The following is a 24,503-nucleotide window of genomic DNA, read 5'->3' on the forward strand; positions in this document are numbered from 1 at the left end:
CATATCACGGTGATATATGTTGACAAGTTAACGCGAGTTCAAATTTGGTGACAAAAATATCACATTTCTTGTTCAAGCGGCTCGCCCTACGCCACCTCCTCCAGCAGCGCCCGGAAGCGGATGACGCCGTGGGCGATGCGGCTGTCGGCGGTGCGGAAGGCGTCGGCATAGACCGAGCGGCAGAAGACGCAGCGCCACCCGCCCGAAAGCGATAGCGCCGCCTCATGCCCGGCGGTGCGCATGGCGTCGACGATGGTCTTTGCCTCGCGCCGCCCGCCATGGCGCACCCAGACATGCAGGGTCAGCCGGTGCTCGATCACGCGCGCACCGTCTCCGTCCGCGTCCTCGCTCACCCCGCGCCCGATCGTGACATAGGGGTAAGCCGCCCCGGCCGGCTCCTCGTCGAACACGCGCGGCGGATCACCCAAGAGCGCGATCACGCCGGCATCGGCGCTGAGGTGCTGGATCAGCGCGTCCTGGAATGCGGCTTCGGCGCTCATAGCCGCACCCGGCGGTAGGGCGCGAGCAGTGCCTGGACCGACAGCGGCAGCGGCGAATTTCCGACCGCTTCGCGCCGCGCATACCCCTCCACCGTCAGTCGCAGCACCGCATCGCGCAGGGCCGAGGGCACGTCCTCGGGGTCGGCGCCATAACCCGCATCGAAGGTGATCCTGATCCCCGCGACCGCGCGCGGCGGGCGGGGAAAGGTCGAGCGTCCCCGCACCGCGATCCGGCCCGGATCGGCGTCCATGTCGACGGCATACTGGTCCGCCGGCCACTCGGTCTCGGCGTCCTCCTCGTCGAGGAAGGCGATCCCGCCGACGGAAATCAGCGGCGGCATGGGCAGGCGCAACTGACCCGGCGGCACGAACCGCCCCGGCACTGCCCAGTCGTCCAGCACCTCCCGGTATGCGCGCGTGATCAGCGCCCGTCCGGTTTCCGCCTCGACCCGCTCGCGCGCGGCGCGGACAAGTTGTAGGATCAGTTCATCCTCGGCGTCGTAACCGGCGCGCAGATAGGCTTTCGCCTGGGCGAGCGTCACCGGCTCGGCCGCCGGCGGCGTGACGAGTTGGAGGGTCATGTCTCTTCGTCCTGTCGATAAAGAAAAGCCGCAGTCCGGTGCCGGATCGGCGGTTCAGATCTTGGATTCAGGCGAGCCCGGAGAGACCCACCCCGCACGCACCATGATCCGCAGTGGTCTCGTCCTCGTTGCGGTCTCGCCGCTGATGTTCGCGGCCAGCCTGTGGATGCAGTCTTGGGTGCTCTACGCGATCTTCGGCATCGCCCTGAATGTCGGTTTCGTCCTCATCCTGCGGGCGTGGTTCAAGACCCCGACCGGAGACGGGGCCTGGCCCTTCACCCCGGCGGACGGCCCGCCGCCGAAGCATTGGGCGCCAGAGGTGGCCTTCTGGCTGCGCTGGTCGGCCTGTGCAACGGGTGCACTGCTCGCAGTCGGCGCCGCCGCGTGGGGGTTCACATGGGCTGGCGTGTTCGTTTTCAACACCTTCCTTGGGTCCTTCATGGTGATGGCAGCGTTCGTGGCCCGTGTTGGCTGGCCCTTTCTCTTTCCCCTCGCCGTCTCCCATGCAGTTTGGATCGCCCGCCGAACGCCTGATCAGGAGTTCCGGATCTCGGTCCTGCCCTACAAACTCCGCCAGCGCCGCGAGCGGTTCAACACCGCCTGGCCCAACGTCGACGGATGGGGATAGTTTGAATGGACAACGCTATTCAGCCCGCCAACTCCGACGCCATCGATACGCGATGGGTAGAGCTGCGCGAATTCTCTTCCGAGCAGGCCGTCCTTCGCTTTCCCGATTTCTGGGATCACGAACTTCCCGACAAGACAGATGTGCTCGAGATTGTCATCACGGCGCCGCGCTTCGAACCCGGCGCGCTGGACGGGCTCAACGAAGAGTCCGACGGCTGGCTGGTTGTTTATCCTGTCGCTGACGGAATCGACATTGAGGTGGTCGGTGGCCGAAAGCTCTCCCTCAAGGGCGAACGGGTCACCCTGTCCCGTCAAACGGCCGACCAAGCCGACCTTGTCCGGGCGCTGCGCTCCATGCGCCGCGATAATAAGCTGAGCCAGGCAGAGGCCCACGCCGCGAAGGCAAAGCTTCGGACCCTTGCAAGCCTGATCACGGAGGAGTTGCGCCGGGCCGAGATCAAGGCTGCATCATCGGCCGATCGGCGCAAGCTGTACGCCTCAGAGATCGCTTTTCTCAATCGCGCTCTGAAAATGCTCGACGAAGGTTAGCCACCCGGCCGGGCGGAGGGGCGCACCCGGCCGGGCAACCTCCGGCGCGCCTTACGACACGCCGAACTTCAAAAGCTTGATGGCGTCGAAATTCTGCACCCCGCCGCCGACGCGCTTGGTGGTGTAGAAAAGGACGTAGGGCTTGGCCGAATACGGATCGCGCAGCACCTGGATGCCCTGCCGATCGACGATCAGATAGCCCTTCTCGAAATCGCCAAACGCGATCGCGAACGCGTCCGAGCCGATGTCCGGCATGTCCTCGGCCTCGGTGACGGGATAGCCGAGCAGCGTCGCCTCGCCCCCGGCATTGAGCGAGGGCTGCCAGATATAATCGCCATTGGAGTCCTTGAACTTCCTGACGGCGGACACCGTGCGGCGGTTCATCACGAAGCGGCCATGGGCGCGGTACGCCGCCTTCGGCGCATAGATCAGGTCGATCAGGTCGTCCGCCGGGTCGGAAGCGGCGAAATCGCCGTCCACGCCCGTCGCGAGATAACCGATCGTGTCCCAGGCATGGCTCGCCTCGGCGACCATCGTGTAGCTGAGAAAGCCCTTCGGCTTGTTCGTGCCATTGCCGGAGATGAAGGCCGCGCCTTCCTGCGCTGCGAACACGTCGCGCACTTCTTCCGCCAGCCACAGGTCGAGATCCGTCGCCGCATCGTCGAGCAGCGCGGTGGTCGCCGCCGGCATGGCGTAGAGCTCGGCCACCGGGAAGTCGAGCAGGTCCAGCGTCGGCGTGTCGGTCTCCGGACGGCCCGCGGTTTCCGCGACCCAGCCCGTCGCGGCCCCGCCCAGCGAGACCGGCTTGTTGAACACGTTCGCCGTGGTCTGGCGCACGCTGGCGATGGCGCGGATCGGGGAGACGTCGGCCATCAGACGGTCGATCAGCGCCTGCGTCTCCGCCGGGGCGACATAGCCGCCATCGGGGTTCGATCCCGCCGACAGCGCCTTGCCCTCGATGCCGGCACTCAGCTGGCCGGAGCGCATATAGCCGTCCCACGCCGCCTTGCGTTCGGAGGACGGACGCCCGGCCTCGAGGCCCGGCCGCGCCGCGTCGAGCGACAGCCGGTCGAGCCGCGACTTGGCTTCGGTCAGCGCCGTGTCGATCCGCGCCACCTTCTCAGTCAGCAGCGGATCGGCGGAGGACTTCGCCTCGATCTCGGTGAGGCGCCGGTCATTGGCGTCCTTGAAGGCTTCGAAGGCGCACAGCACTTCGCCCAGCGCCGCGCGCGTTTCCGCCGACGGCGCCGCCATCTTGGTTTCTTTGCTCATGGTGTTTCCTGGTTTGTTGAGACGGGGGCCGGTCACGCCGCGACGGCGGCCGGTTCCGCGACGCGAAGGCGCGCCTGCGGCAGCATCGGGAAGGTCACGACCGACACTTCCCAGAGATCGAGTTCGATGAGCTCGCGTCCGCCGGCTTTCAGCGGCGCGAAGCGGATCGTGCGGAAGCCGATGGACAGGCCATCGACCGCGCCCTGCGCGATCAGGCTGGCCGTCGCCCGGCCGCGCGGCGCGGCCTTCAGCACCCGGCCGCGGACATAAAGCCCGGTCGCGTCCTCGCGCATCTCGTCCCACACACCGACGGGCTCGCCCGCCTCGTGCTGGAACAGCATGCGCACACCGCGCGCGCCCTGGCGTTTCAGGCTCCGCGCGAAGGCGCCGGGGCGCACGACATCGCCATTCAGATCCGGGATGTTGAACAGGCTGGCATAGCCCTCGATGGGCAAGGCTCCGCCATCGGGCGCGAAAGCGTCCGGCTCCATGGGCTTCTTCCTTTTCGGTTAGGTCAGTCTTCGAGCCTGCGCTCGATGCGGGCGAGGCTTTCGCGGGCCTGGCCGATCTGTTCTTCGAGGCGCGCCAGGCGCTCTCCGGCCGTGGTCAGGGCCGCACCCTGTGCCTCCAGCCGGTCGAGCCGTTCGCCCGCCGCCCCGGCCCAGATCAGCGCTCCGCCCGTCTGCAACGCCAGCGCGACGATCACGCCCAGCGTCACCGAGCGTTCGATCCGCCAGCTGTTCACGGGGTCGTTCATGGCTCACCCTCGACGCCCAGCAGGGCGCGTTTCTCGTCCGCGCTCAGGAAGTCCGCCGCCCCGACCTGCGCCCAACGCGCCGCGCGCTCCTCGGCCAGCGCCGGCAGGCGGTCCTCTTCCACGCTCACGGACAGGTCGGCTCCGAACCAGGGCTGCAGCCAGCCGGTCAGGCTCGCCGCCGTCTTGCGCGCCAGCGGCAGCACGGTGTGGCGCCAGAAGGCGAGATTGGCCTCACGATAGTTCGCATACGTATTGTCGCCCGGCAGACCCAGCAGCATGGGCGGCACGCCGAAGGCCAGTGCGATCTCCCGCGCCGCCTCGCGCCGCGCGCCGCTGAAATCCATGTCGGCCGGGGTCAGCGCCATCGGCTTCCAGTCGAGCCCACCTTCCAGCAGCATCGGCCGCCCGGCATTGGTCGGCCCGGCATGCGCATCGGCCAGCTCGGCCTTGAGGCGCTCATACTGCTCATCGGTCAGCCGCCCCTCTCCCTCCTTCGCCGTCACGACGAGCGCACCGGACGGGCGCGCCGCATTGTCCAGCAGCGCCTTCGCCCACGCCCCGCCGGCATTGTGCACATCCACCGCCGCGGCGGCGGCCTCCAGCGGCGACAGGCCGTAATGATCGTCGGAGGGGTGAAACAGCCGCGCATGCAGGATCGGGCTCTGCCCGCTCGCCCGGTCGCGGGTGAAACGCACACTGCGGCCGCCGACCGTGTATTCCCAGCCGTCCGGCCAGCCGCGCGGCCCGGGCAGAACCCGCATCCGGTCGGGGCGCAGCGCGAACAGTTCGCGCGGTGTCCCGTCGAGCGCAGCCAGTTCCAGATAGGCATTCCCCGCGACCTGAAGATAGCCGTAATGGTCCTCCAGCAGCTCCGCCCCCGACTGGTCGGGATTGGGCCGGGCCAGCATCGCGGCAGCGGGATCGTCCTCGCGCACCTGCCCGCCGCGCAGAACCTTCAGCGGCGCGGCGGCAGCGGCCTCGGCGATCAGGCGGACACAGCGATGCGCCACCGGATTGCGCGCAAAGCCTTCCCGCGCCAGCGCGGCATAGTCGTGCGGTGTCCAGGCCGCCCGGCTGCCGAGCGACAGCGCAATCAGCCGTTTCGCGGCACTCGTCTTCGTTTCGCGCCCGAGGACGCGATCGATGAAGCTCATGGTTTTCTCCGGAAACAAAAAAGCCCGCCAACTGGCGGGCTTCTTAGATCAAACGGGGTTGTCTAACTTTGTGCCTAGCGTGTCGCTCGAGAGTGACAAGCTGGACAATAGCAATCCAATGCTCCGTTACCTTTTGCGTGGTACAGACCATGAATTACGCCGCCATCAGCATCAAAACGGGGAATTAGCTTATCAAAAAAGCGACCATCTTGATGTTCAAATTTTCGCCAAGTGGCCCATGCAACTAAATCTGCAAGTTGGACTAAGCGAGTGGATGTCGAATCGACAAAAAGCGGCACTTCAGCCAAGTTTCTAAATTGCCCCCACGTCGCTCCGTTGACACGAAAGTGACGCGCGAGTGATTGAAGTGGGCGCTCATGCTTACTTTTGTCCATCACAATCAAGCCGCGCTCATTGGTCCGCTTTCGATTGTTGTTTCGTTGCAAAAAAAGATTGAAGCGGTTGCAGATTTCTTCGAATGCAAGCTCAATCGGGTCACGAGGACTCACGGCTTCCTTGTTTACTGCTACAGCGAACAACCGAACCGCAGGCGTCGGGCGCGCAAGCAAATCCAATGCTAGTTGGATTTTCTCCTCCCGTTCGGCGCGGCTTCTCAGAGCACCCCAGACGCGACCCCGGCCACTATACGCTTCGCTTCCGTGAAGCTCCACATCGACCCCATCGCCAATGCCAAATTCGGCGACGCATTCATCGCAATCTCGGATTAAATGATATATGCCGCGCTCGAACACAGAAACACCACCCAAGACGAAGAATTCTTCGCCAGGATTCCCAACCGAGCCAGAGTCATCGACATAAAGCACGTGCATGTGCCGAAATGTAATATAAAAAATGCAGTTGGGCGAGAGCTATGTCTCAGCGAACCGCAAATGCAGCTCTCCCAACCACGTCTCCACCATACAGTGGAATTTGTTAACAGGGCAAGAACGTTCTTCAGCTTTCAAAGTTCCTCAAAGCGCTCGGAGGCGCGGCGTGCCGGCGGACTTCAGCAAGAGCGACGACACCGCCCATACCAGCGCATCGACCCGGTCGGGGCTGGTGCGGGGGCCGTCGGGCGCGCCGAAACTGCACATCTGGTCTTCCAGCGCCGGGAAACGCCCGGCATGGCGCACGCGGCCCGCGGTATAGAGCGCGGCGACGGGTTCGGCCCGCGTCCGCTTGCCCCGGCTGGCGCGCACCAAAGTCACCGGCAGGTCCGGCGCGGCGGCCTTCAACACGCTCGCCACCATGTCCCCGCCCTGATTGGCCTCGGCGATCACCGCATCGGCCTCGAAGCTTTCAAACGCCTGCGCCACCACGCCCGCCCAGGCGGACGGGCTGGCCGGGCCGAAGCTGCGGTCGGCGAGGATGAAGGCGGTTCGCGCCGCCCCCTCGCCTGCCGCCCCGGCGACCACGATGCCGCATTCGTCCGAATTCGCATTGGCGCTTGCCGGCGGGTCGACCGCCACAACAATGCGGTCGAAGTCTGCGGGCCGCGCCGCAAAGGCGGCTTCGACCCCGTCCCGCGTCCACAGCGCGCCCGGCGGATCCTCGATCAGTTCACCGCCCAGTTCCTGCCGCCCCATGCGAGACGCGCCATAGGCCGCCTCCATCGCCGCGATGAAGCCGGGCGCCAGATTGGCCGCGTTTTCCGCGCTCGCCGAATGCGTCACCACCGTGCCGTCCGCCGCGATCAGGCGCTTCAGTGCCGGGATCGGGCGCGGAGTGGTCGTCACCATCAGGCGCGGGTCGTTGCCGAGCCGCAAGGCCGGGCGCAGCGTGTCGAGCACGCCCTGCGGGTCCGGCCACGCTGCGAATTCGTCCGCCCATGCGGTGTCGAATTGCGGCCCGCGCAGCGAATCCCGGTCTTCCGCAGAGAAGACATAGGCCACCGCACCGCACGGCCAGACCAGCCGCCTGCGCGAGGTTTCGTAGGACGGCCTGTCTGCTTCGGGACCGAGCCCGGCCAGGCCGGACTCGCCGTCAATCATCACTTCGCGGGCATCGTTCAGCGCCGGTGCGATCAGCGCGATCCGGCGCGCGCCTTCAGTGATCCTTGATCGAACCCATTCCGCCCCGGCGCGGGTCTTGCCGGCACCGCGCCCGCCCATGAACAGCCAGACCCGCCACTCGCCATCAGGGGGAAGCTGCGCATCATGTGCCCAGAACTCCCAGCCATCGGAGGCAATTTCGATCGTTTCGGCAGTACTGATCTTTTCGAGAAAGGCATCAACGGCCGTCTGCTCGCCCTGTCTCACTTCTGGCGTGACGAATGCGCGCCATCCGTTCGCGGATGATTGTGCGGGCGTCTTCAAGCGTCAGCCCTTTCTGTCCGCCAGCCTTGCCGGCCGGTCTCTTCGTTTGCGTCACCATGCCCGTCTCCCTGCGCAGTTTCGCGATGGCCGAAGCGGCGCGGATATCCCGCATCGCGTCGTCATGGCGGCCCTCGTCGAGCGCGGTTTCGGCCCGCGCCAATGCCCGGTTGACCGGATCGATATATCCTTTGGGAGCCGCCTCGCCCGCCGCCCGCTTCATCCGGTTCAGTTTGACGCGAACCCATTGGGCGGTGAGCCCGGTGTCGGCCGCGATCGCTTCGACGCTCTCGCCCGTGATGTGACGCCGGTAGAGCGCATCCCAGATTTCAGGGGTGCGTTTGCCCCGGCCCTTCTTTCCGGCCATGGCACATATTGGTCCCAGAAGCGGGTCGGCCGGATAAAGGGCTGCATTTTTTCGGGAATTGCCGGCTGTACGCGGCCATCCGGTTATCCTGCGCGGGGACAAGCGCGGATCAATCCCCGCTTTCGCCCGGCCACAGGCGGATATGATGCTCCAGCCGCCAGTCCGGCACATCGGCTTCAGGCACGACCTGGCCGACCACGCTCATGCCGGCCGCGGCCACGCTTTCCGGATCACCCGACACCAGCGGGTGCCAGTCCGGCAACTCCTTGCCCTCATTGAGCAGGCGATAGGCGCAGGTCATCGGCATGAAGTGCAGTTCGCGGATATTGCCCGGCGTCAGCCGCACACAGTCGGGAACTTCCCGCGAGCGCTGTGCGTAATTGCGGCACCCACCTTCGCAGACGTCATAAAGACGGCAGGCGACGTCGGTGAATTCGCGGTGGCCGTCCTCGTCCTCCAGCTGAACCAGACAGCACTTGCCGCAGTGATCGCACAGCGACTCCCACTCGGTCCGGTTCATCTCTTTCAGGGATTTCAGCTTCCAGAAGGGCTTTTTGTCTGTCATCGCCTGAATCTCGCCGCCTTCCATGCGTGATAAAGCGGACGGGGAAGGAAACCAATGCCGCCATTCCGTGCCGACCTGCTGCAGCGTGACGCTGAACACCGCGATCGCCGCGCCTGGTACATCACGGGCGGCATCGCGGCGGCGATCATTCTGATGGGCGTTCTGTCCGGCGTTTTCTGGCGTTGGGCCTTCCACGACCTGCCCGCCCTGCCCGAGGACGCGGCCGCGCTCTGGTCGGCCCGGCGCGAGGCCTCGATCACCCTGCTCGACCGCAATGGCGAAATTCTCGACATTCGCGGCCCGCGCTATGCGCCGCCCGTGCGTGCCGACGAATTGCCGCCGCACGTGCTGCAAGCCTTCCTCGCCATCGAGGACCGGCGCTTCTTTCGTCATCACGGTGTCGATCTGCGCGCCACGGTCCGCGCCGTTCTGGCCAATATGCGCGCCGGCGGCTCGGTGCAGGGCGGCTCGACCATCACCATGCAGCTGGTGAAGAATCTGCTCCTCACGCCGGAACGCTCGATCCGCCGCAAGGTGCAGGAAATGCGCTTGGCCTGGGCGCTGGAACGCCAGCTGACGAAGACCGAAATCCTCGAACTTTACCTCAACCGCATCTATCTCGGCGCCGGCGCCTATGGGCTCGAAGCCGCCGCGCGGCGCTATTTCAACAAATCCGCAGCGGACCTCACACTGGCCGAAGCGGCGATGATCGCCGGCCTGCCCCAGGCCCCGAGCCGGCTCGACCCGCTCGGCAATCTGCCCGCTGCGCGCGACCGCGCCGCCGAGGTCCTGTTCGCGATGGAGGCGGCCGGCTTCATCACCGAGACCCAGCGCCACGCCGCCCTGCTGGACCCGGCGACGCCCGTACGCACCCGCGATGAAGATGCGCCAAGCCCGGAAATCTTCGGCTATGCCTTCGATTACGCGATCCAGCTCGTGCGCGAGGAACTCCCGGGCGCGCCGAATGACCTCGTGATCCGGACCACGATCGACCCGGACCTTCAGGCCGATGCGCACAGCGCCGTGCACGAATTGCTGGAGGCCGAAGGCGAAGCCGAACGGGCGGGCCAGGCGGCGCTGGTGGCGTTGACGCCGGACGGCGCCATCCGCGCCATGGTTGGCGGGCGCGACTATGGCGACAGCCAGTTCAACCGCGCCGTCCAGGCCCGCCGCCAGCCAGGCTCCAGCTTCAAGCCGATCGTCTTTGCCGCCGCGATCGAGGCCGGCCTCTCGCCCTTCACCGCCTACACGGACGAACCGATCGATCTCGACGGCTGGTCGCCGCGCAATTTCGGCGGCAGCTATCGCGGCCGCGTCACGATGCGCGAGGCGCTGCGCCGTTCGATCAACACGGTCGCGGCGCAGATCGCCGACGAGATCGGCATCGACCGCGTCGTGGACATGGGCCACCGCCTGGGGATCGAAAGCGAGCTGCCCGAACTGCCCGCCGTCTCGCTCGGCACCGCCGAAGTCACGCTGCTGGAGCTGGCAGGCGCCTACGCCACCTTCGCCAATGACGGGGTCAGGCGCGAACCCTTCCTGATCATGCAGGTCACCGACACTCGCGGACACACGCTCTACGAACACGTGGACAGCGACGGCGAACGCGCCATCGAGGCCGAAGTGGCGCAGACCATGACCGGCCTGCTTCAGGACGTGGTGCTGCAGGGGACCGGCACCGCCGCACGCATGGGCGAACGCCCCGTGGCGGGCAAGACCGGCACCAGCCAGTCCTTCCGCGATGCCTGGTTCATGGGCTACACGGCCGACTTCGTGGCCGGCGTCTGGGTCGGCAATGATGACGACACCCCGACGGCGGACGTGACCGGCGGCAGCCTGCCGGCCCGCATCTGGAACCGCTTCATGACCGCCGCCAGTGAGGGGCTTCCGATCCGGCCGCTGAACGCACCGCCGCCGCGCGACCTCACCGAGCGCGAGGAGCGCCAGATCGCCTTCTACGCGTCGCTGTCGCGCGCCTTCGAGGCCGAGGCCGAACGCATTCCCTGAGCCACTTCGCCCCGCAGCGCCGCGATCTCGGCGCGCAGGTCAGAAAGCGCGGCCCTCAGCTCGGCCCGTTCGGCATGCGCCTCGGCCGCTTCCTTTTCCCCGCGCTCTTCCTCATCGTCGAAATGCTTCGACTGGAGCGAGTCCACGATGACCGCGATGAACAGGTTCAGGATCGCGAAACTGGTCAGGACGATGAACACCAGGAAGAAGATCCAGGCGAAGCTGATCTCGGCCATCACCGGCCGGGCCACTTCCATCGCCCAGCCTTCCAGCGTCATCACCTGGAACAGGGTGAAAGCTGACCCGCCCAGCGAACCGAACAGGTCCGGATTCGACGCACCGAACAGCTTTGTCGCCATCACCGCCGACACGTAGAAGGTCAGGCCCAGCACCGCGATGATCGCGCCCATGCCGGGAATGGCGCGCATAAGCGCTTCCACGACCTTGCGCATTTCCGGCATCACCGAGAACAGGCGGAAGACCCGCAATATCCTCAACGCCCGGAGCACGGTAAACGCCCCGGCATCGGGGAAGAGCGATACGCCCACGACGACGACGTCGAACCAGTTCCAGCCCGAGCGGAAGAAGCGTGGCCCGTAAGCGATCATCTTCAGCAGCAATTCGATGACGAACACCGTCACGATGACCGCATCGACAACCGGCAGGGCGATGTCGAACCAGGCCGCGTCGAGCGGATAGGTTTCCAGCCCCAGCGTGACCGCGTTGAACAGGATCAGTCCGGTGATGAAATTGAGGAAAACCGGATGTTCGACGAGCGCGACCAACCGGCTGCGCCAACCCGGTTTTGAGCTGTCGGTCATGCTGCTCTCCCTCCCGCGCGATTCTCGTATCGCCCCCCGTTGAATCGCGCAACGTCCTCAGCATCCCGTTAACCGTGATTGGCCACCGTTTCTTTACGCCCTTCCGCTAGTTGACACTCCTGTATCAGGTCAGGTCGGGGCGGCATTGCAATGGCGGTTGTTTCCAAGCTTCACAATCTGGTCGACCTGGCGAAGGAAAAGTCGAGCGACCGGCGCCGTGATCTGCTGCGCGAAGTGACCGATCTGTTCTTCGAGTCGACCCCGGAACGCGACACCAGCGAACATGCCGAGTTCGACACCGTCCTGTCGCGGCTTGCCGCTCAGACCGCGCAGGAAGCGCGCGAGGAGTTGTCCCGCCGCTTCGCCGATGCCCCGCTCGCCCCCAAAGGCCTGGTCATGCAGCTGGCGCGCGACGCGATCGAGGTCGCCGCGCCGATCCTGCGCAAATCGGCGTCGCTCAGCGAAGCCGATCTCGCCATCCTCGCCGAGGAGTTGGGCCAGTCGCATCTGCGCGAGATTTCCGGCCGCGAGACCGTTCCGGAAAGCGTGTCCGCCGCGATCGTCCGCCGCGGCGACGACCAGACCGTCGCCCGGCTGATTTCAAACGATGGCGCCCGCCTGTCCCGGCAGACCTATGAGGAAGTGACCGAACGCGCCGAGAAGAGCGCCGAGCTTGCCGCACCGCTGATCCAGCGCGGCGAAACCCCGGTCGACCTGTTGCAGGACCTCGTCGCCGTGGTCGAAAGCCATCTGCGCGACGAAATCCTGAAGCGTTTCGAAGCCGTCGATCCCGCCGTTCTAGACGAAGCCATGCAGGCCTCGCATGTCCGCCTCGAAGCGCGCATGATGGCCGACGCCGACATCGACGCCGCCCAGCGCTACATCGCCTCGATGAAGGTGCGCCGCCAGTTCGACGGCGCATTGCTGGCCCGCCTGATGCGGGAAAAGGAATTCACCAAGCTGGCCGTCGGCCTCGCAGACATGGCCGCGGTCGACTACCGCTCGGCGCGTCAGGCCATCGACCACGAGTCGATCGATCCGCTCTGCCTGATCTGCAAGGCTGGCGGTCTCGACCGTTCGCTTTTCGTGACGCTCGCCGTGCTGCGCAATGCTGGCCGCTCGTTCTCGCAGGATGCCCTGCGCGATGCGAAGGAATTCGGCCGCATCTACGATTCCATTACCGACCGGGACGCCCAGCGCGCCTTGCGATTCATGCTGTTGCGGCGGAACGCGGCCTAGGTCGCCTCGCTTCCGTCCTCGCCCCGTGCGGCGGGCAGCGTTGCCTGTCGGGCACCCTCGACCGGCCTGGCCTTCAGCGAGGGCGGCAAAAACGCCTCCGCTCCGTCGTCGAGATAGATCGTCTGCGACGGGAAGGCGAAGCCGGTGCCGGCACCCTCGACGATCTCCTTGATCCGGTAGGCCAGGTCTTCCTTGATCCGCAGCCATTCGCCCCAGTCTCGGGTAATGGTGAAGCAATACAGCATGATGTCGATCGAGGACGGGCCGAAACTGTCAACGCGCACGAATTGCGGCACGTCCGGCGGGCCGGCGAATTCCGCATTGTCGGTCAGATAGGCGCGGATCTGCTCGCAGATATGGCGCAGCTGCTCGGCGGTGGTTTTGTACTCGACACCGATCATCCAGTAGATCCGGCGATGCGTCATGCGGGAGAAATTGGTCACCGCATTGTCGGACAGGTCGGCATTGGGGACGTAGACCGGTCCCTTGTCGAACCGGCGCACGACGGTCGAACGGAAGTTGATCCGCTCGACCGTGCCCTCGACCACACCGTCCACCTTGATCCAGTCGCCCGGAAGGAAGCGGCGCTCGGTCAGGATCAGAATGCCGGCGATCAGGTTGCGGAACAGGTCCTGCGCCCCGAGGCCGACGGCGACGCCGAACAGGCCGAGGCCGGCGATGATCGGACCGACCGGAATATCCCAGATCTGCAGCACGGCGGCCGCGCCGACGATCACGAAAATCACCCGCAAGGCCTTCTCGATCCAGTCGACCATGACGCTCGACAGGACGCGCCGGAGGCCGGAGAGCGACTTCATCACCGGCGACACGGCATTGTGCAGCGCCCAGAAAATCACCACCGCAATCAGCGACTGGATGATCCGCGCGCCCGCCATGAGTTCGCCGTGCACGTCGAGGATCTGGATCGCAATAAACAGGCCGATGACGACCGGGATCAGCTTCAGCGGGCCGGACAGGGCGTCGACGACCGCATTGTCGAGATTGGTCCTGGACTTGTCGGCGAGCTTCTTCAGCGCGCCGATGATCCAGCGCGCGATCAGTCCGCGCAGGGTCAGCGCCAGGATCATCACCAGCAGTGCGGAAATGCCCTCGCCCACGCTCGCGCCGAGGAAGCTCGTATTCCAGACTTCGATGATCTGTCCCCAGAGCTCGCCAGCGCCCCGCTCAACGGTCTGCATCGTATTCGACGTCACAATCCCTGTCCCCGCTCCTTGGTCCGGTGGAATTTCACCTTGGGCCATTTCTCCTCGGAATAGCCAACCTCCCACTGGCTTTTCGCCAGAAACACCGGGTCGCCGTCAATGTCCTGGGCGATCGCGCTCTTGTGCCGATCGCCGAACGCCTCGATGTCGGCATCCGACCCCGACAGCCAACGCGCCGTCTCGTAGGGCGCCGGTTCGAACATGACGTCGATCCCGTATTCTGCCGAGACCCGCTCCTGCATGACTTCGAATTGCAACTGGCCAACCGCGCCGACGATGAAATCGCCGCCGATCACCGGCCGGAAAAGCTGGGTCACGCCTTCCTCGGCCAGCGATTCCAGCGCCTTTTTCAGATGTTTGGCCTTCAGCGGATCCTTCAGCCGCGCGCGGCGCAGCATTTCCGGCGCGAAGTTCGGAAAACCGGAGAAACGGATCGTCCCGCTTTCGGAGAGGCTGTCGCCCACCCGCAGCACGCCGTGGTTCGGCACGCCGATCACGTCGCCGGCATAGGCCTCGTCGGCGATCTCGCGGTCCTGAGCGAAGAACATCACCGGCGAGGAGATCGTGATCGCCTTGCCGGTTTCCGCCTTCAGCTTCATGCCGCGCTTGAATTCGCCTGACGCCAGACGGAGGAAGGCGATCCGGTCGCGGTGATTGGGATCCATGTTCGCCTGGACCTTGAAGATGAAGCCGGACACTTCCTTCGATGCGGGATCGACGGACGTCTGTGCACCCTTGATCAGGGCGGGTTCCGGCTGCGGGCCGGGCGCGAACTCGGCCAGCGCGTCGATCAGTTCGCGCACGCCGTAACGGCGCAGGGCCGATCCGAAATAGACCGGCGTCAGGTGGCCCTCGCGATAGGACTGGTCGTTGAAGGGCGGGCACACTTCGCGGGCCATCTCCGCCCCGTCCAGCAATTCGGCCATCTCGTCGCCGGGCAGGACCGAACCGATCTGCGGATCATCGAGTGAAACGCGCCTGGCCGCCTTGCCCGGCTCGATGCCTTCGACGCCCGGAAAGACGAGGAATTCATTGCTGCGGACATCCATCACGCCCTTGAAACGGCGGCCCGACCCGGACGGCCACTGCATGGGGGCCACGTCCAGCGCCAGCTTGTCCTGGATGTCGTCGAGCAGCGCTTCAGGCTCCATCGCCTCCCGGTCCATCTTGTTGATGAAGGTGAGGATGGGGATGTCGCGAAGGCGGCAGACCTCGACGAGTTTCAGCGTCCGCGGCTCAACGCCGCGCGCCGCGTCGAGCACCATCACCGCACTGTCAGCGGCCGTGAGGGTCCGGTAGGTGTCCTCGGAGAAGTCTTCGTGGCCCGGCGTGTCGAGCAGGTTGAAGCGCAGCCCGCTGTGCTCGAACGTCATCACCGACGCCGAGACCGAAATGCCCCGGTCGCGCTCGATCTTCATCCAGTCCGACCGCGTGCGCCGGTTTTCGCCGCGCGCGCGCACCTGACCGGCCAGGTGAATCGCACCTGACGCCAGCAGGATGTTTTCCGTCAGCGTCGTCTTGCCGGCGTCCGGGTGGGAGATGATCGCGAATGTACGGCGGCGGGCCCATTCGCCCGCAGGTTCGGTCGTCATGTCGTTGGCCTGATCGATGTTTGCCGGGCGGGGTAGCCGCTCAGGCGCGGGTGTGCAAGCGCCCTACGCCCGCGCGCCGGGTTCCTCCACCGGCTCGGTCAGGAAATGCCGGCCCTGCCGGTCCTCGATCTCGACCAGCCAGAGATCGGGGTCGCGCGCGATGGCCTTGCGCGCCCGGTCGTCGGCTTCGGCTTCGGGGACGATGCCCAGGGGGCGTGTCCAGATCTTCTCGCCGGTCCCGTCCCGTACCGGCACGAACAGCTCGCAGGTTCCGTCGAGGCGCATCAGCTTGACCCAGACGGCCCCGGCATCGCGGTCGCCCCGGCGCAGCACCATGCCCATCGCCCCGCCCGACTGCGCCCGGCGCAAAAGCGCCTGAACCCAGATTTCTGCGCGAATTTCGTTCATGACCGTTGATGGCAGCCCAATTGCTTAATAAAGTGTAAAGGCGGTGGGGAGCGCATCATGTTTGTACGTGTTTCGAGTGGGGTTCTCGGGGGTATCCTGTTGTTTTTGTGTGGCTTTGCCGCGCATTCACAGGACGCTGTCACGCCGGTCTCCGAACTTCGCACCCTGTACGATCTTGATCCAGCCACCAATGCCCGGCTGATCGAGGCCGGTTCCAGCGCCGATCTTCTGACCTTCGACATCGCCCCGAATGCCGTGCCCGCTTCCGCCCGCCTCGCCCTCGCGATCCGTGGCGCGGCCCAGGGCGAAGGCAATCTGGCGCTTGTCGTCAACGGCCGCCGCGCCGGCGATCTGACGGTCAGCGCGACCGACAACACGGTCTTTGAAATCGACGGTGCACTGCTCCGGTCCGGCGCGAATACGGTTTCCGTCATTGCCCCGGCAGGCGATGGAGACTGGCTGATCGACGGCCGCCGGTCGCGCCTGCAATTGCAGTTTGCCGCTCTCGGTCAACCGGAAACCCTCGGCGATCTCGAACTGGCCCTCGCCGCCGATTTCGGCGGGCTGCGACGCATTGCCATCGAGGACACCCGCGGTCCACGCGCGGTCGAAGTGCTGTCCGCGCAGGCGATCGCGCTTCGCGCGGGCCGCGTGCCGCTGTTCACGCATGACCGGGCCAATGCCGACCTGGTCGTTGTGTTCGAAAGCGTTCCGAATGCCGCGCTGAGCGGGCCGGAAGTCAGCCTCGTCGACGATCACGGCCTGCAGATCCTCATCCGCGGCCGCAACGCCACAGAAACCGAGGCCGCCGCCCGCCTGTTCGCCGCGCGCTCCTTTGAAGGGCTCGGCCCTCGCTTCACCATCGCCGAAGCGCTCGCAGCGCCGCGTCTCAGCCGCACGGCTCTTTCCGCGGCGGGCAGTGACGGAACCGGCTTGTCGCGCTTCGTGCGCGAAAGCCTCCCATTCGGCGCCGACCGCGGCGCCCGTACGGCCGTCGTACTCGACGAATTCGAAGGCGACACGCGCCTTGCCGCCTTCTCCATCCTGTCGCGCGCTGCCCTCACCACGGGCGAGGCCTGGATCTATGCCGCCTTCCGCGAAGACAGCCGGGCTGTGCATGACGACCAGCATCTGGTCGTGATCGGGCCCGACATCACCGAGGACCGGGCCTTCATGGACCGCGTGCCGGACGAGATGCGCGCCGCGCTGCGCGCCGCCGACCGCGCCGTCGGCCGCCGCTCCGGCTTCCGTCTGGCCGCATCGGCCTATGCCGAAGCGGAAACCGGCGAGGCCGCGCTTGGCGATCCGTCAGGCGTGGCGGCCGTGTTCGAGGACCCGTCCGAAGCAGGCCGCTGGATCGCCGCCTTCACCGCGCCGGACAACACCTCCTTTGCCGATGCTGCGGCCACGCTGGCGCGCTCCGATCTGTGGATGTCGCTGCAGGGCCGCGCCGCCTTCTGGACGGCGGCGGGGATCACGCCGTTCGACTTCACGCCCGCGCCAACGCCGTCGCTGCGTGAGCGGGCTGGTGACTTCAACTTCTACCCGCGCGAATTCGCGATGGCCTTCTTCACCCTGGCCCTGCTGTTCGTAATGCGCGGCATGTGGCTTCGCCGCCGCCGCGTTCACGCGATGTCAAAGGCTTCACGCTAGTCTCCACCTCCGAATTCTGGAGGCCGGGACAGTTTCATGCGTGCCGCTGCGGCGCTCGCCGCCCTTCTCGCGACGACGGCACCTGCCCTGGCGCAGGATGCGCGGACGGCTTTTGACGGCCGGTCGCTGGCGCGTGCTCTCGATGATCGGTGCGGCCTGTACAACGCCCCTGAACGCGCGGCCCTCGACGCTGCCTGGCTTCAGGCACGCGGCATCCTGATCCGAGGCGGTGCCGATCCACATGACCTCACCGCGCGTGCAGCGGGGTTCGCGCGCCGCGCCCAGCCGATGCCGTGCGACAGTGCCGATGCGCAGTCGATCGCGCTCGACGTGGCTGCCGCTTTCGAGAACTGGCTGCGTGTACGCGAAATGGATTTCCCGGGCAGCGAGCGGGTCTGGCTCGCCGCGCGCCCCTATCCCGGCTACCCGGCCTGGACACTGTCGCAATATCCGGTACCGGGCGACCCGGCGCACATTTTCGGTTTCTTTCACGAGGATGGCGAACGCGAACTGGCCTTTGGTCTTCCGGCCGCGCCGGGGCTGTCCACGGCCCGGCTCGTGATGCGCGACATCACCCGCGAAGCCGAACTGACCGACCCCAGCCTGGGTGGGCTGTTGCGTGTCAGCGGCCGGCCGGACTGGGTCCGCCACGCGCCGCCGGCGCACGCCGAAGCGACGGTCTGGGCCTCGGACCGAATTGATGCCGGCGATCAGATGCGCTTCGTCTTCCCGGAGCGGACGATTGGTGCCCTGTCCGGGCTAGATCCGCGTGAAACCGTCCGCATCGAGGCACTCGATACGCGCGGCCGCGTGGCCGGGACCTGGTTCATCGAAATCGGGGATTTCGCCGCGGGCACGGCCTTTCTGGCGGCCGGCGACACCCTACCCTCAGGCGGTACCGGTGGCTGAGACCGCCGGTCCGCTCAGGGAATTGCCCGCTTCCTGAGCCCGCCGGATCCGGTCATGGACTTCCAGCGTTTCCGGCTTGGCGTCCGAAGCCGTCACGTCGATCACGGGAAGACGGACCGTCACGGTCGTGCCTTCATTGATCCGGCTCTCGATCGACATCGTGCCGCCATGCAGTTCGGCCAGCGACCGCACCAGTGACAGGCCGAGACCCGATCCGCGTTCAGTGCTGTCCGAGGAGTTCGAGGCCTGGCGGAAGCGCTGTCCCAGTTCGTGGACCTCTTCGGGCGCAATACCGACTCCGCTGTCGCCAACCGCGATGATCAGGTCGGAACCTTCTCCGCGCGCCATCGCCACGACTGCACCGCCCGGAGGCGTGAACTTGATCGCATTCGACAACAGGTTCAGCAGGATCTGGCGCAGCGCCTTGCGGTCGGCTTCGACTGCAATCTCGCCCTCGGGCAGGTCGGTTTCCAGCGTGATCCCGGAATCTTCCGCGCGCTGGCGCAGCAGCTTGGTACATATGCCGACGACATCGCCGGCATCGAACCGGTCCATCGTCAGCTCGTAGCGCTCCGCCTCGATCTTCGACATGTCGAGCACGTCGCCGATCAGGTCGAGCAGATGCCGGCCGCTCTCGTGGATCAGATCGGCATATTCGGCATAGCGCGCCGGCAGCGGGCCGAAGAGCCGCGCCTTCATCACTTCGGAAAAGCCGATGATCGCATTGAGCGGTGTGCGGATCTCGTGGCTGACCGAGGCGAGATATTCCGTCTTCGCAGCCGCGTCCGACAGCGCCTCGTCGCGTTCGCGCCGGAGCAGATCGCTGTCCGCATTCTCGCGAACGAAGCTGGTCACCAGCGTCGCATCGGCGGTCGCGGCTCCCTCGATCGTGACCGCCGCGGCGCGGCCCCCGGCACCGCGGATCGTCGTCCGGGTCGATGCTCCGGCCAGCCGGCCCATCGCCTCGGCCAGCTGGTCGCGCTCGTCGTCGTCATGCGCCAATGCCGCGAAGGGCAGGCCCTCGATCGTGCGCGGCAGGCCGGGAATCAGGCGGCGCAGACCGGCCGATCCGGCAATGATCTCGTCGCCATCGACCACCGCCAGCGGCGCCGAGGTGGCATCGAAGGCCGCACTCTTCACCCTGTAGGTCCGCGCCGCTCGGTCAGCCTTGTCATGGGCCGCGACCGAACGCAGTGCCGACAGCGCGAACCCGCTGGCGATAAAGGCCGCTGCGACCGGAAAGACCGGTGCGAACACCATCGCCGCACCGGGCGGCGCGACCAGCAGTCCGCCGAACTGGAGCGCGCCGATCGCCAGCGCGCTGAATCCCGACAGGGCCGCAGCCTCGATCACGTGGCCGCGCCGCCCTCCGGCGGAAGCCGCGGCGGGCGGCAGCAGGAAGGCCATGGCGGCCAGCCCCGTCACCCCGCCGCAGGCCGCAGCGGCGGACGCCGCCAGTGCGGTCCAGAGAAGAGAGAGTGTCAGGCGCGGCAGATCCTGGTCGGTCCGGCCGCGCATCACGATCAGTGCCAGCGCCGGGATCGCGGCAATCGCGATGCACACACCGGCCACCAGGGGCGAGACGGCGGCGGCTCCGGTCACGCTCGTTGCGGTCAGCGCCAGACCGCCCAGCCAGATCAGGCCTGCGATCAGCGCGCCGGTGCGGCGGGACAATATGGGCAACCGTTCGATCAAGGCTTTACCGGTTGATTTTCCGACTCGGGGAGTGAGCCACGGCGACTCTTTGCCCGGTTTCTTAACAAGGTGTGAATCGCAGAGGTTGCGCCTTAACGAATCACGTCGAATTCCTGACGTCTGCTGTACGCAGCCTCTGGTGAAGACTTCGTTCTCACGGCAAGATGCCCCTGAAATAGCCGTCACCGGGAGTGGTTCCGTGTTCCTCACGACCTTCGCCTTCGCCGCAGCCCTCTTCATCCAGGAAACCGACCCGGCCGGCGCGCAGGCCGAGCCCGCTGCGGCCGATGCGCCCGTGCTCCGGCTCGACACGATCGAGCGGCCGGCCGTCTCCGACGACATCGTGCTGCAATCGGCCGGGCAATATGTCGGCTATCACCGCGTGATCGGCGATCTGCGCAACTCCTCCATCGACTCCGGTGACGATCTCGACCAGGCGATGGACAGCCTGTCCTCCTATCTCGCGGACGAGCGCCTGGCCCGGGCCTGGCTGGCCTATGCCTCGCTCGTGGCCGAACAGAACCCGCAATATCTCGACGATGTGCGCGAGGTCGCCGACTATTACGGCACCGCGGCGGCCATCTCCGGCCTGCTCAATGACCCGGCCTATGCCACCGCCTTCCGCCACTCCGCCGACGCCAGCGCCACCGTGCTTGATGTCATCGACGAGGATTCCGGTGAGATCCGCATTCTCGGCGAGCAATTCCGCCAGGCCGCCTACGACCTGCAGCGCGCCGCCTGGGCCCAGCGGGTCGCGCGCGACCGCGAAGCGCGCCTGGCGTCGCTGAGCCAGTCCGGCGACCGGCCCCTGCCGCTCTCCATGGAAGTGTTCAACACCTCCTTTGTCGGGGGTGAGGACGGTCTGGGCGCAGCCTCGTCGGAGATCCAGAGCCTCGCCGCGCTGAGCGGTCCGCCGCGCCTGCCGCAACCAACAACCAACCTCTCGCTCGAGGCCGATCTGCCGTATGAGCCGGACCGCGTCCGTATTGGCCGCATCCTGTCCATCGCGGCGCTGCGCGCCATCGACGACGAAAGCGCCTATACCGATCAGGCGGTCGCTCAGCTCCTGTCGGATCCGCTGGCACGGCGCTGCCTGTCCTGGGCCCGGGTCAACATGGCCCAGTGCATCGCCGCCGGCCACTTCAAGTATGAGGACAGCTTCTGCATCGCGCAGCATCTGCTGATCGACGTCAGCGACTGCCTGCAGGCCGGACAGAGCCGGAACTGACCGAAAAAGTTAACGAAACATGTATCACCGCGGGACATGGTAAACTGCCCCTTAACGGGGCAATAAAAAATTTATTCATTAGAATTTTTCTCAAGTCGTTTTCTCTTCATTTTGCATTGATTGCCGTTTCTCTGGAATTGATGGAACCGATCGCCTAGCGTGAGACTTGCAGGGACGTGACTGACCCGCAAGGAAAGGCCGATCGTCGATGTTGTTTCTGTTTCGCGCCGCGTTCTGGATTGTTGTCGTTGCTGCCTTTGCGCCCGCCGCGCTGACGGGTGCGCAGGCACAGGACGGAAGCGATCGATCGCTTGAACAGGTCATTGCCGCCGGACAGGACGTGATGCAGTTCTGTGCCGACATGCCGGTCGTGTGCGAGGCGGGCCGCGAGGCCGGCGTGCTGCTTGGTGGACTGACCGATGCGACGGCTGAAGGGGTCAATCGCTGGCTCGAGGCCCAGGCCGAGGCCGGGCCCGAACAGGACGCCTGATCCCTCAGACCGTTTTCCGCACTTGCCACTGACCCGTGCCCTGCCTAGTTGCAGGGCATGAGCGTTCACCAAGACATCGAAACCCTCGTCGACGAATTCGACCTGCTCGGCGACTGGGAACAGCGCTACCGCTATCTCATCGACATGGGAAAGGCCCTGCCGCCCTTCCCCGACACCGCGCGCGACGAGGCGCACCGGGTGAAGGGCTGCGTCAGCCAGGTCTGGCTGGTGACGCGCCGGGACGGTGACCGCCTGGTGTTCGAAGCCGATTCCGACGCCCACATCGTGCGCGGTCTCGCCGCCCTTCTGATCCGGCTCTATTCCGGCCGCACCGCTGAAGAGATCCGCTCCGTCGATGCCCGCGAGGTACTGGCCCGCATCGGTCTGGCCGAGCATCTTTCACCGCAACGCTCCAACGGACTCAATTCGATGATTGCCCGGATTCAGGGCGAAGCCGGAGCGGCCTGACGCGGTTTCATCCCGTAATGGATGGCCAGCCGGGTGAGACCGAGTTTCAGCGCAATCTTGCCCGACCGTTTCGGCCAGCCCTCCCCGCGTTCGACATCCCCGAGGCCGGCCTCCCGGATGCACACGGCGAACACGACGCGGTCGAGTCCGGGCCCGACCGCTTCGAGCGCATCCATAACGCGTGTGCGCGCGTCGAGCGCCGAGAGCGGCGCGTCCTCGGGCGCGGACGGTCCGCGGCCCGATTTCGATCGGGGCGGCGACGTCGAGTCAGCCGTCAGCCGCTGACTCATCGTCGAGCGGACATGATCGGCACGCAGGCGCTCACCGGCTTCGTATTCCGCCCGGTCGAGCAAGGGGGCAGCGCCGTCCGGACCCGCCCGGCGCCATCGGTCGAGCGGCGAGGCCTCGGCGCGTCGCCGGACCGTCTCGATTCGACCGCCCCGATCGACAATCCCGGCGGTTTCAAAGCCGCCATGCTGGGCCATGAAGCCGTCCCTGCCGTGCGCGAACCGGACACCGGCCCGGTCGAAGCCTGCACTCAGCCGATAACCTTCACCCTCGGGTTCGAGCCATCCCTGCGCCCGGGCGAAGTGAAACTGGTCAGGCGTCACATGTGCCACCGGCCGGCGGCGGCGGTCGCCCTTGGGGAAAACGGCGTAACCCCGGGTGCGATCAGGCAGGACACGCGCTCCCGGAACCGCCAGCCGCTTCAGCCAGCGCGCACCTATTGCGGCCATGACCGCACCTCCGCCGGAAGCGGCGCGGACCGCAGGAAGGCTTCGAGCCGGTCGAGTTGCGCATCGAATTCCGGATCGTCGCGGCGGTCCTCGATCACGTGGCAGGCGTGAGAGGCCGTGGTCCGGTCGCGGCCGAACGCCATTGCCACACGAGACAGGCTCAACTCGAACGAGATATGGGTCAGATACATCGCCACCTGCCGCGCGAGCGCAACATGACTTGCGCCCCGCGTCGGTCCGTCGATTGCGTCAGGTTCGATGCCGAAGGTGAAGGCCACCGCCTCGCGGGTCAGCCGCGCTCGGGCCTCGTCCAGCCGTTGGGGAGTGATCGCTCTCATCTCTACCTCTCCGTCTCGCCTCCCGACGATAGGAACAAAAGCAGATCAGAGGATAACTTTCCTATTTTCGCGTGTCAGCTAATTTCGCACCCTGTGATTGCTCGGCTGCGGAATGGGGGATTAGCCGGATGCAGGCGGCACGAAGGATGTCAGTCGCGGCGGCGCGTGCCCTGAAACCCGCCGACGCGGGTAGGCTCTTCGTCGCAATAGCCGAAGACGCCCGAAAAGCCGGTCTCGCTGAAGGTAAGCCTGAACCGGCCATTCGGGCAGGGTCCGGCAGAGGCGCTTTGCTGCCAACGCCCCTCCATGACAGGCCCCTCGATACGGGTCACAGTCATCACGCCATTCTGAACTTCGTATCGCCCTCCGGAGGGCGAAAGCTGCATCACGCCGCCGCCGGTGTCGAAAATTCCGGTCATCCAATCGGTATAATCGGTTTCACCGACCGGGTCGCCGACCTCACTTGTCGGATCGTAGGCGCTTCCTGGCCGGTCGGCGTCGTCCATGACCTGGCGGCGAATCTGTTCCAGTTCGAACTGCACCTCGTCCCGCCGCCGGAACAGAGCGTCTCGGGCCTGGGTCAGATCGCGCGCGATGGTTTCCGACTCTGCAATCGCCGGTGCCGACAGGAGACTGACACAATCCTCGACAGTCATGCCTGCCAGTTCAAATGGCGAGAATTCGCTCTCGGTGCATCGGGGCCGAAACTGATCGGCGAGCCAGGCGCGGCTGAACACACGCGTGCCCCAGCCTCCCACCTCAATCAGGAGAAGTCCCTGTGCATGCGCATTCAGGAGTTCATTGAGCGTCTCGATTCGAAGGCCAATCAGTTCGCGTTCCACCTGAAGCAGCCGCCCTTCCCGATTGAGCATCGCCAGGTCAGCATCCGAGAGAGGCTCGGCGATAGCTGTCGGGCTTGTCTGTGAAATGGCTCCGGGAGCGGTGGCCGCGAGAGCGAGGAGGACGCCGCCGAGTATGCCGGCGATTGTGGGAATCCGCATGCTACCCCCC

Annotated in this window: 27 protein-coding genes; 9 read left to right on the forward strand and 18 right to left on the reverse strand. The window is 66.1% G+C overall.

Annotated elements, in window-relative coordinates; genetic code table 11:
- Positions 1-86: 86 nt before the first annotated feature.
- Both ACFOOR_RS03550 and ACFOOR_RS03555 read right to left on the reverse strand, forming a co-directional pair.
- Complete coding sequence (locus ACFOOR_RS03550) at positions 87-500, reverse strand: DUF3168 domain-containing protein (protein WP_343164052.1); 414 nt, start codon at positions 498-500, stop codon at positions 87-89.
- On the reverse strand, positions 497-1,081 hold the full coding sequence (locus ACFOOR_RS03555) for a head-tail connector protein (protein ID WP_343164053.1): 585 nt from the start codon (positions 1,079-1,081) through the stop codon (positions 497-499). Before ACFOOR_RS03555 ends, ACFOOR_RS03550 begins: the two co-directional genes overlap by 4 nt.
- On the opposite strand from ACFOOR_RS03555, the gene ACFOOR_RS03560 reads away from it, so the two are divergent.
- Together ACFOOR_RS03560 and ACFOOR_RS03565 are read left to right on the forward strand one after the other, a co-directional pair.
- Positions 1,080-1,709 carry a hypothetical protein gene (locus ACFOOR_RS03560; RefSeq protein ID WP_343164054.1) on the forward strand — a complete coding sequence of 210 codons (630 nt, stop codon included), beginning with the start codon at positions 1,080-1,082 and terminating at the stop codon, positions 1,707-1,709. The genes ACFOOR_RS03555 and ACFOOR_RS03560 overlap by 2 nt on opposite strands.
- 5 nt (positions 1,710-1,714) lie before the next feature.
- Positions 1,715-2,257, forward strand: coding sequence for a hypothetical protein (locus ACFOOR_RS03565; RefSeq protein ID WP_343164055.1), 543 nt, complete (start codon positions 1,715-1,717; stop codon positions 2,255-2,257).
- A gap of 51 nt (positions 2,258-2,308) precedes the next feature.
- Here the strand turns inward: ACFOOR_RS03565 and ACFOOR_RS03570 are convergent, their stop codons facing one another.
- From ACFOOR_RS03570 to ACFOOR_RS03605, 8 genes are all read right to left on the reverse strand, one after another.
- Positions 2,309-3,529, reverse strand: coding sequence for a phage major capsid protein (locus ACFOOR_RS03570; RefSeq protein WP_343164056.1), 1,221 nt, complete (start codon positions 3,527-3,529; stop codon positions 2,309-2,311).
- A 32-nt stretch (positions 3,530-3,561) separates the two neighbouring features.
- Positions 3,562-4,020, reverse strand: coding sequence for an HK97 family phage prohead protease (locus ACFOOR_RS03575; RefSeq protein ID WP_343164057.1), 459 nt, complete (start codon positions 4,018-4,020; stop codon positions 3,562-3,564).
- Positions 4,021-4,043: 23 nt separating this feature from the next.
- Positions 4,044-4,286: a hypothetical protein gene (locus tag ACFOOR_RS03580; protein ID WP_236955088.1), complete on the reverse strand. Its 243-nt coding sequence runs from the start codon at positions 4,284-4,286 to the stop codon at positions 4,044-4,046.
- On the reverse strand, positions 4,283-5,440 hold the full coding sequence (locus ACFOOR_RS03585) for a phage portal protein (protein ID WP_343164058.1): 1,158 nt from the start codon (positions 5,438-5,440) through the stop codon (positions 4,283-4,285). The genes ACFOOR_RS03580 and ACFOOR_RS03585 overlap by 4 nt, the downstream gene beginning before the upstream one ends.
- Positions 5,441-5,514: 74 nt before the next feature.
- Positions 5,515-6,264, reverse strand: a complete 750-nt coding sequence (locus ACFOOR_RS03590; RefSeq protein WP_343164059.1) for a DUF3800 domain-containing protein — start codon at positions 6,262-6,264, stop codon at positions 5,515-5,517.
- A gap of 147 nt (positions 6,265-6,411) precedes the next feature.
- The gene (locus tag ACFOOR_RS03595) at positions 6,412-7,635 is read right to left on the reverse strand and encodes a DNA-packaging protein (protein ID WP_380213818.1); all 1,224 of its coding nucleotides are present in this window, start codon (positions 7,633-7,635) and stop codon (positions 6,412-6,414) included.
- Positions 7,636-7,669: 34 nt separating this feature from the next.
- Positions 7,670-8,119, reverse strand: coding sequence for a hypothetical protein (locus ACFOOR_RS03600; protein ID WP_343164061.1), 450 nt, complete (start codon positions 8,117-8,119; stop codon positions 7,670-7,672).
- Positions 8,120-8,228: 109 nt separating this feature from the next.
- Complete coding sequence (locus ACFOOR_RS03605; protein WP_343164062.1) at positions 8,229-8,684, reverse strand: YcgN family cysteine cluster protein; 456 nt, start codon at positions 8,682-8,684, stop codon at positions 8,229-8,231.
- Positions 8,685-8,738: 54 nt separating this feature from the next.
- Here ACFOOR_RS03605 and ACFOOR_RS03610 point away from each other — a divergent pair, with 54 nt between their 5' ends.
- Positions 8,739-10,691, forward strand: a complete 1,953-nt coding sequence (locus ACFOOR_RS03610) for a transglycosylase domain-containing protein (protein ID WP_343164063.1) — start codon at positions 8,739-8,741, stop codon at positions 10,689-10,691.
- Here the strand turns inward: ACFOOR_RS03610 and ACFOOR_RS03615 are convergent.
- Entirely contained in the window at positions 10,640-11,512 is an 873-nt protein-coding gene (locus ACFOOR_RS03615) for an ion transporter (protein ID WP_343164064.1), read from the reverse strand. The genes ACFOOR_RS03610 and ACFOOR_RS03615 overlap by 52 nt on opposite strands.
- Before the next feature lie 150 nt (positions 11,513-11,662).
- Here ACFOOR_RS03615 and ACFOOR_RS03620 point away from each other — a divergent pair, with 150 nt between their 5' ends.
- Complete coding sequence (locus ACFOOR_RS03620) at positions 11,663-12,751, forward strand: DUF2336 domain-containing protein (RefSeq protein WP_343164065.1); 1,089 nt, start codon at positions 11,663-11,665, stop codon at positions 12,749-12,751.
- Here the strand turns inward: ACFOOR_RS03620 and ACFOOR_RS03625 are convergent.
- The 3 genes from ACFOOR_RS03625 to ACFOOR_RS03635 all read right to left on the reverse strand — a co-directional run bounded on the left by ACFOOR_RS03625 (position 12,748) and on the right by ACFOOR_RS03635 (position 15,974).
- The gene (locus ACFOOR_RS03625) at positions 12,748-13,965 is read right to left on the reverse strand and encodes a mechanosensitive ion channel family protein (RefSeq protein ID WP_343164066.1); all 1,218 of its coding nucleotides are present in this window, start codon (positions 13,963-13,965) and stop codon (positions 12,748-12,750) included. The two genes, ACFOOR_RS03620 and ACFOOR_RS03625, sit on opposite strands and share 4 nt — an antisense overlap.
- A complete protein-coding gene (locus tag ACFOOR_RS03630; protein ID WP_343164067.1) occupies positions 13,962-15,566 on the reverse strand; it encodes a peptide chain release factor 3 in 1,605 nt (534 codons plus the stop codon). Before ACFOOR_RS03630 ends, ACFOOR_RS03625 begins: the two co-directional genes overlap by 4 nt.
- A gap of 63 nt (positions 15,567-15,629) precedes the next feature.
- Positions 15,630-15,974: a DUF1491 family protein gene (locus tag ACFOOR_RS03635; protein ID WP_343164068.1), complete on the reverse strand. Its 345-nt coding sequence runs from the start codon at positions 15,972-15,974 to the stop codon at positions 15,630-15,632.
- Between the two features lie 57 nt (positions 15,975-16,031).
- On the opposite strand from ACFOOR_RS03635, the gene ACFOOR_RS03640 reads away from it, so the two are divergent.
- Together ACFOOR_RS03640 and ACFOOR_RS03645 are read left to right on the forward strand one after the other, a co-directional pair.
- The gene (locus ACFOOR_RS03640; protein ID WP_343164069.1) at positions 16,032-17,627 is read left to right on the forward strand and encodes a hypothetical protein; all 1,596 of its coding nucleotides are present in this window, start codon (positions 16,032-16,034) and stop codon (positions 17,625-17,627) included.
- Between the two features lie 36 nt (positions 17,628-17,663).
- The gene (locus ACFOOR_RS03645; protein WP_343164070.1) at positions 17,664-18,536 is read left to right on the forward strand and encodes a hypothetical protein; all 873 of its coding nucleotides are present in this window, start codon (positions 17,664-17,666) and stop codon (positions 18,534-18,536) included.
- On the opposite strand, the gene ACFOOR_RS03650 is transcribed toward ACFOOR_RS03645, so the two are convergent.
- A complete protein-coding gene (locus tag ACFOOR_RS03650; RefSeq protein WP_343164071.1) occupies positions 18,516-20,231 on the reverse strand; it encodes a sensor histidine kinase in 1,716 nt (571 codons plus the stop codon). The genes ACFOOR_RS03645 and ACFOOR_RS03650 overlap by 21 nt on opposite strands.
- A 199-nt stretch (positions 20,232-20,430) precedes the next feature.
- On the opposite strand from ACFOOR_RS03650, the gene ACFOOR_RS03655 reads away from it, so the two are divergent.
- From ACFOOR_RS03655 to ACFOOR_RS03665, 3 genes are all read left to right on the forward strand, one after another.
- Complete coding sequence (locus ACFOOR_RS03655) at positions 20,431-21,459, forward strand: hypothetical protein (protein WP_343164072.1); 1,029 nt, start codon at positions 20,431-20,433, stop codon at positions 21,457-21,459.
- A 208-nt stretch (positions 21,460-21,667) separates the two neighbouring features.
- Positions 21,668-21,949, forward strand: a complete 282-nt coding sequence (locus ACFOOR_RS03660; protein ID WP_343164073.1) for a hypothetical protein — start codon at positions 21,668-21,670, stop codon at positions 21,947-21,949.
- A gap of 57 nt (positions 21,950-22,006) precedes the next feature.
- Positions 22,007-22,417: a SufE family protein gene (locus ACFOOR_RS03665; protein WP_343164074.1), complete on the forward strand. Its 411-nt coding sequence runs from the start codon at positions 22,007-22,009 to the stop codon at positions 22,415-22,417.
- Here ACFOOR_RS03665 and ACFOOR_RS03670 read toward each other — a convergent pair.
- The 3 genes from ACFOOR_RS03670 to ACFOOR_RS03680 form a co-directional block, all read right to left on the reverse strand.
- Positions 22,393-23,154 (reverse strand): DUF6456 domain-containing protein, encoded by a 762-nt coding sequence (locus tag ACFOOR_RS03670; RefSeq protein ID WP_343164075.1) that lies wholly within the window; start codon positions 23,152-23,154, stop codon positions 22,393-22,395. The genes ACFOOR_RS03665 and ACFOOR_RS03670 overlap by 25 nt on opposite strands.
- Positions 23,142-23,492 (reverse strand): helix-turn-helix domain-containing protein, encoded by a 351-nt coding sequence (locus ACFOOR_RS03675; protein ID WP_343164076.1) that lies wholly within the window; start codon positions 23,490-23,492, stop codon positions 23,142-23,144. Before ACFOOR_RS03675 ends, ACFOOR_RS03670 begins: the two co-directional genes overlap by 13 nt.
- A 149-nt stretch (positions 23,493-23,641) precedes the next feature.
- Positions 23,642-24,493, reverse strand: coding sequence for a hypothetical protein (locus ACFOOR_RS03680; RefSeq protein WP_343164077.1), 852 nt, complete (start codon positions 24,491-24,493; stop codon positions 23,642-23,644).
- Positions 24,494-24,503: the final 10 nt, after the last annotated feature.

Origin of the sequence: Hyphobacterium vulgare (genome assembly GCF_042643335.1) — a bacterium.
Lineage (GTDB): Bacteria > Pseudomonadota > Alphaproteobacteria > Caulobacterales > Maricaulaceae > Hyphobacterium > Hyphobacterium vulgare.

Coding starts and splice junctions, on each gene's coding strand:
- ACFOOR_RS03615 (WP_343164064.1), bottom strand. CDS start 11,512: ATGACCGACAGCTCAAAACCGGGTTGGCGCAGCCGGTTGGTCGCGCTC.
- ACFOOR_RS03570 (WP_343164056.1), bottom strand. CDS start 3,529: ATGAGCAAAGAAACCAAGATGGCGGCGCCGTCGGCGGAAACGCGCGCG.
- ACFOOR_RS03635 (WP_343164068.1), bottom strand. CDS start 15,974: ATGAACGAAATTCGCGCAGAAATCTGGGTTCAGGCGCTTTTGCGCCGG.
- ACFOOR_RS03560 (WP_343164054.1), top strand. CDS start 1,080: ATGTCTCTTCGTCCTGTCGATAAAGAAAAGCCGCAGTCCGGTGCCGGA.
- ACFOOR_RS03620 (WP_343164065.1), top strand. CDS start 11,663: ATGGCGGTTGTTTCCAAGCTTCACAATCTGGTCGACCTGGCGAAGGAA.
- ACFOOR_RS03550 (WP_343164052.1), bottom strand. CDS start 500: ATGAGCGCCGAAGCCGCATTCCAGGACGCGCTGATCCAGCACCTCAGC.
- ACFOOR_RS03605 (WP_343164062.1), bottom strand. CDS start 8,684: ATGACAGACAAAAAGCCCTTCTGGAAGCTGAAATCCCTGAAAGAGATG.
- ACFOOR_RS03670 (WP_343164075.1), bottom strand. CDS start 23,154: ATGGCCGCAATAGGTGCGCGCTGGCTGAAGCGGCTGGCGGTTCCGGGA.
- ACFOOR_RS03575 (WP_343164057.1), bottom strand. CDS start 4,020: ATGGAGCCGGACGCTTTCGCGCCCGATGGCGGAGCCTTGCCCATCGAG.
- ACFOOR_RS03600 (WP_343164061.1), bottom strand. CDS start 8,119: ATGGCCGGAAAGAAGGGCCGGGGCAAACGCACCCCTGAAATCTGGGAT.
- ACFOOR_RS03580 (WP_236955088.1), bottom strand. CDS start 4,286: ATGAACGACCCCGTGAACAGCTGGCGGATCGAACGCTCGGTGACGCTG.
- ACFOOR_RS03610 (WP_343164063.1), top strand. CDS start 8,739: ATGCCGCCATTCCGTGCCGACCTGCTGCAGCGTGACGCTGAACACCGC.
- ACFOOR_RS03640 (WP_343164069.1), top strand. CDS start 16,032: ATGTTTGTACGTGTTTCGAGTGGGGTTCTCGGGGGTATCCTGTTGTTT.
- ACFOOR_RS03630 (WP_343164067.1), bottom strand. CDS start 15,566: ATGACGACCGAACCTGCGGGCGAATGGGCCCGCCGCCGTACATTCGCG.
- ACFOOR_RS03645 (WP_343164070.1), top strand. CDS start 17,664: ATGCGTGCCGCTGCGGCGCTCGCCGCCCTTCTCGCGACGACGGCACCT.
- ACFOOR_RS03565 (WP_343164055.1), top strand. CDS start 1,715: ATGGACAACGCTATTCAGCCCGCCAACTCCGACGCCATCGATACGCGA.
- ACFOOR_RS03665 (WP_343164074.1), top strand. CDS start 22,007: ATGAGCGTTCACCAAGACATCGAAACCCTCGTCGACGAATTCGACCTG.
- ACFOOR_RS03675 (WP_343164076.1), bottom strand. CDS start 23,492: ATGAGAGCGATCACTCCCCAACGGCTGGACGAGGCCCGAGCGCGGCTG.
- ACFOOR_RS03555 (WP_343164053.1), bottom strand. CDS start 1,081: ATGACCCTCCAACTCGTCACGCCGCCGGCGGCCGAGCCGGTGACGCTC.
- ACFOOR_RS03585 (WP_343164058.1), bottom strand. CDS start 5,440: ATGAGCTTCATCGATCGCGTCCTCGGGCGCGAAACGAAGACGAGTGCC.
- ACFOOR_RS03660 (WP_343164073.1), top strand. CDS start 21,668: ATGTTGTTTCTGTTTCGCGCCGCGTTCTGGATTGTTGTCGTTGCTGCC.
- ACFOOR_RS03680 (WP_343164077.1), bottom strand. CDS start 24,493: ATGCGGATTCCCACAATCGCCGGCATACTCGGCGGCGTCCTCCTCGCT.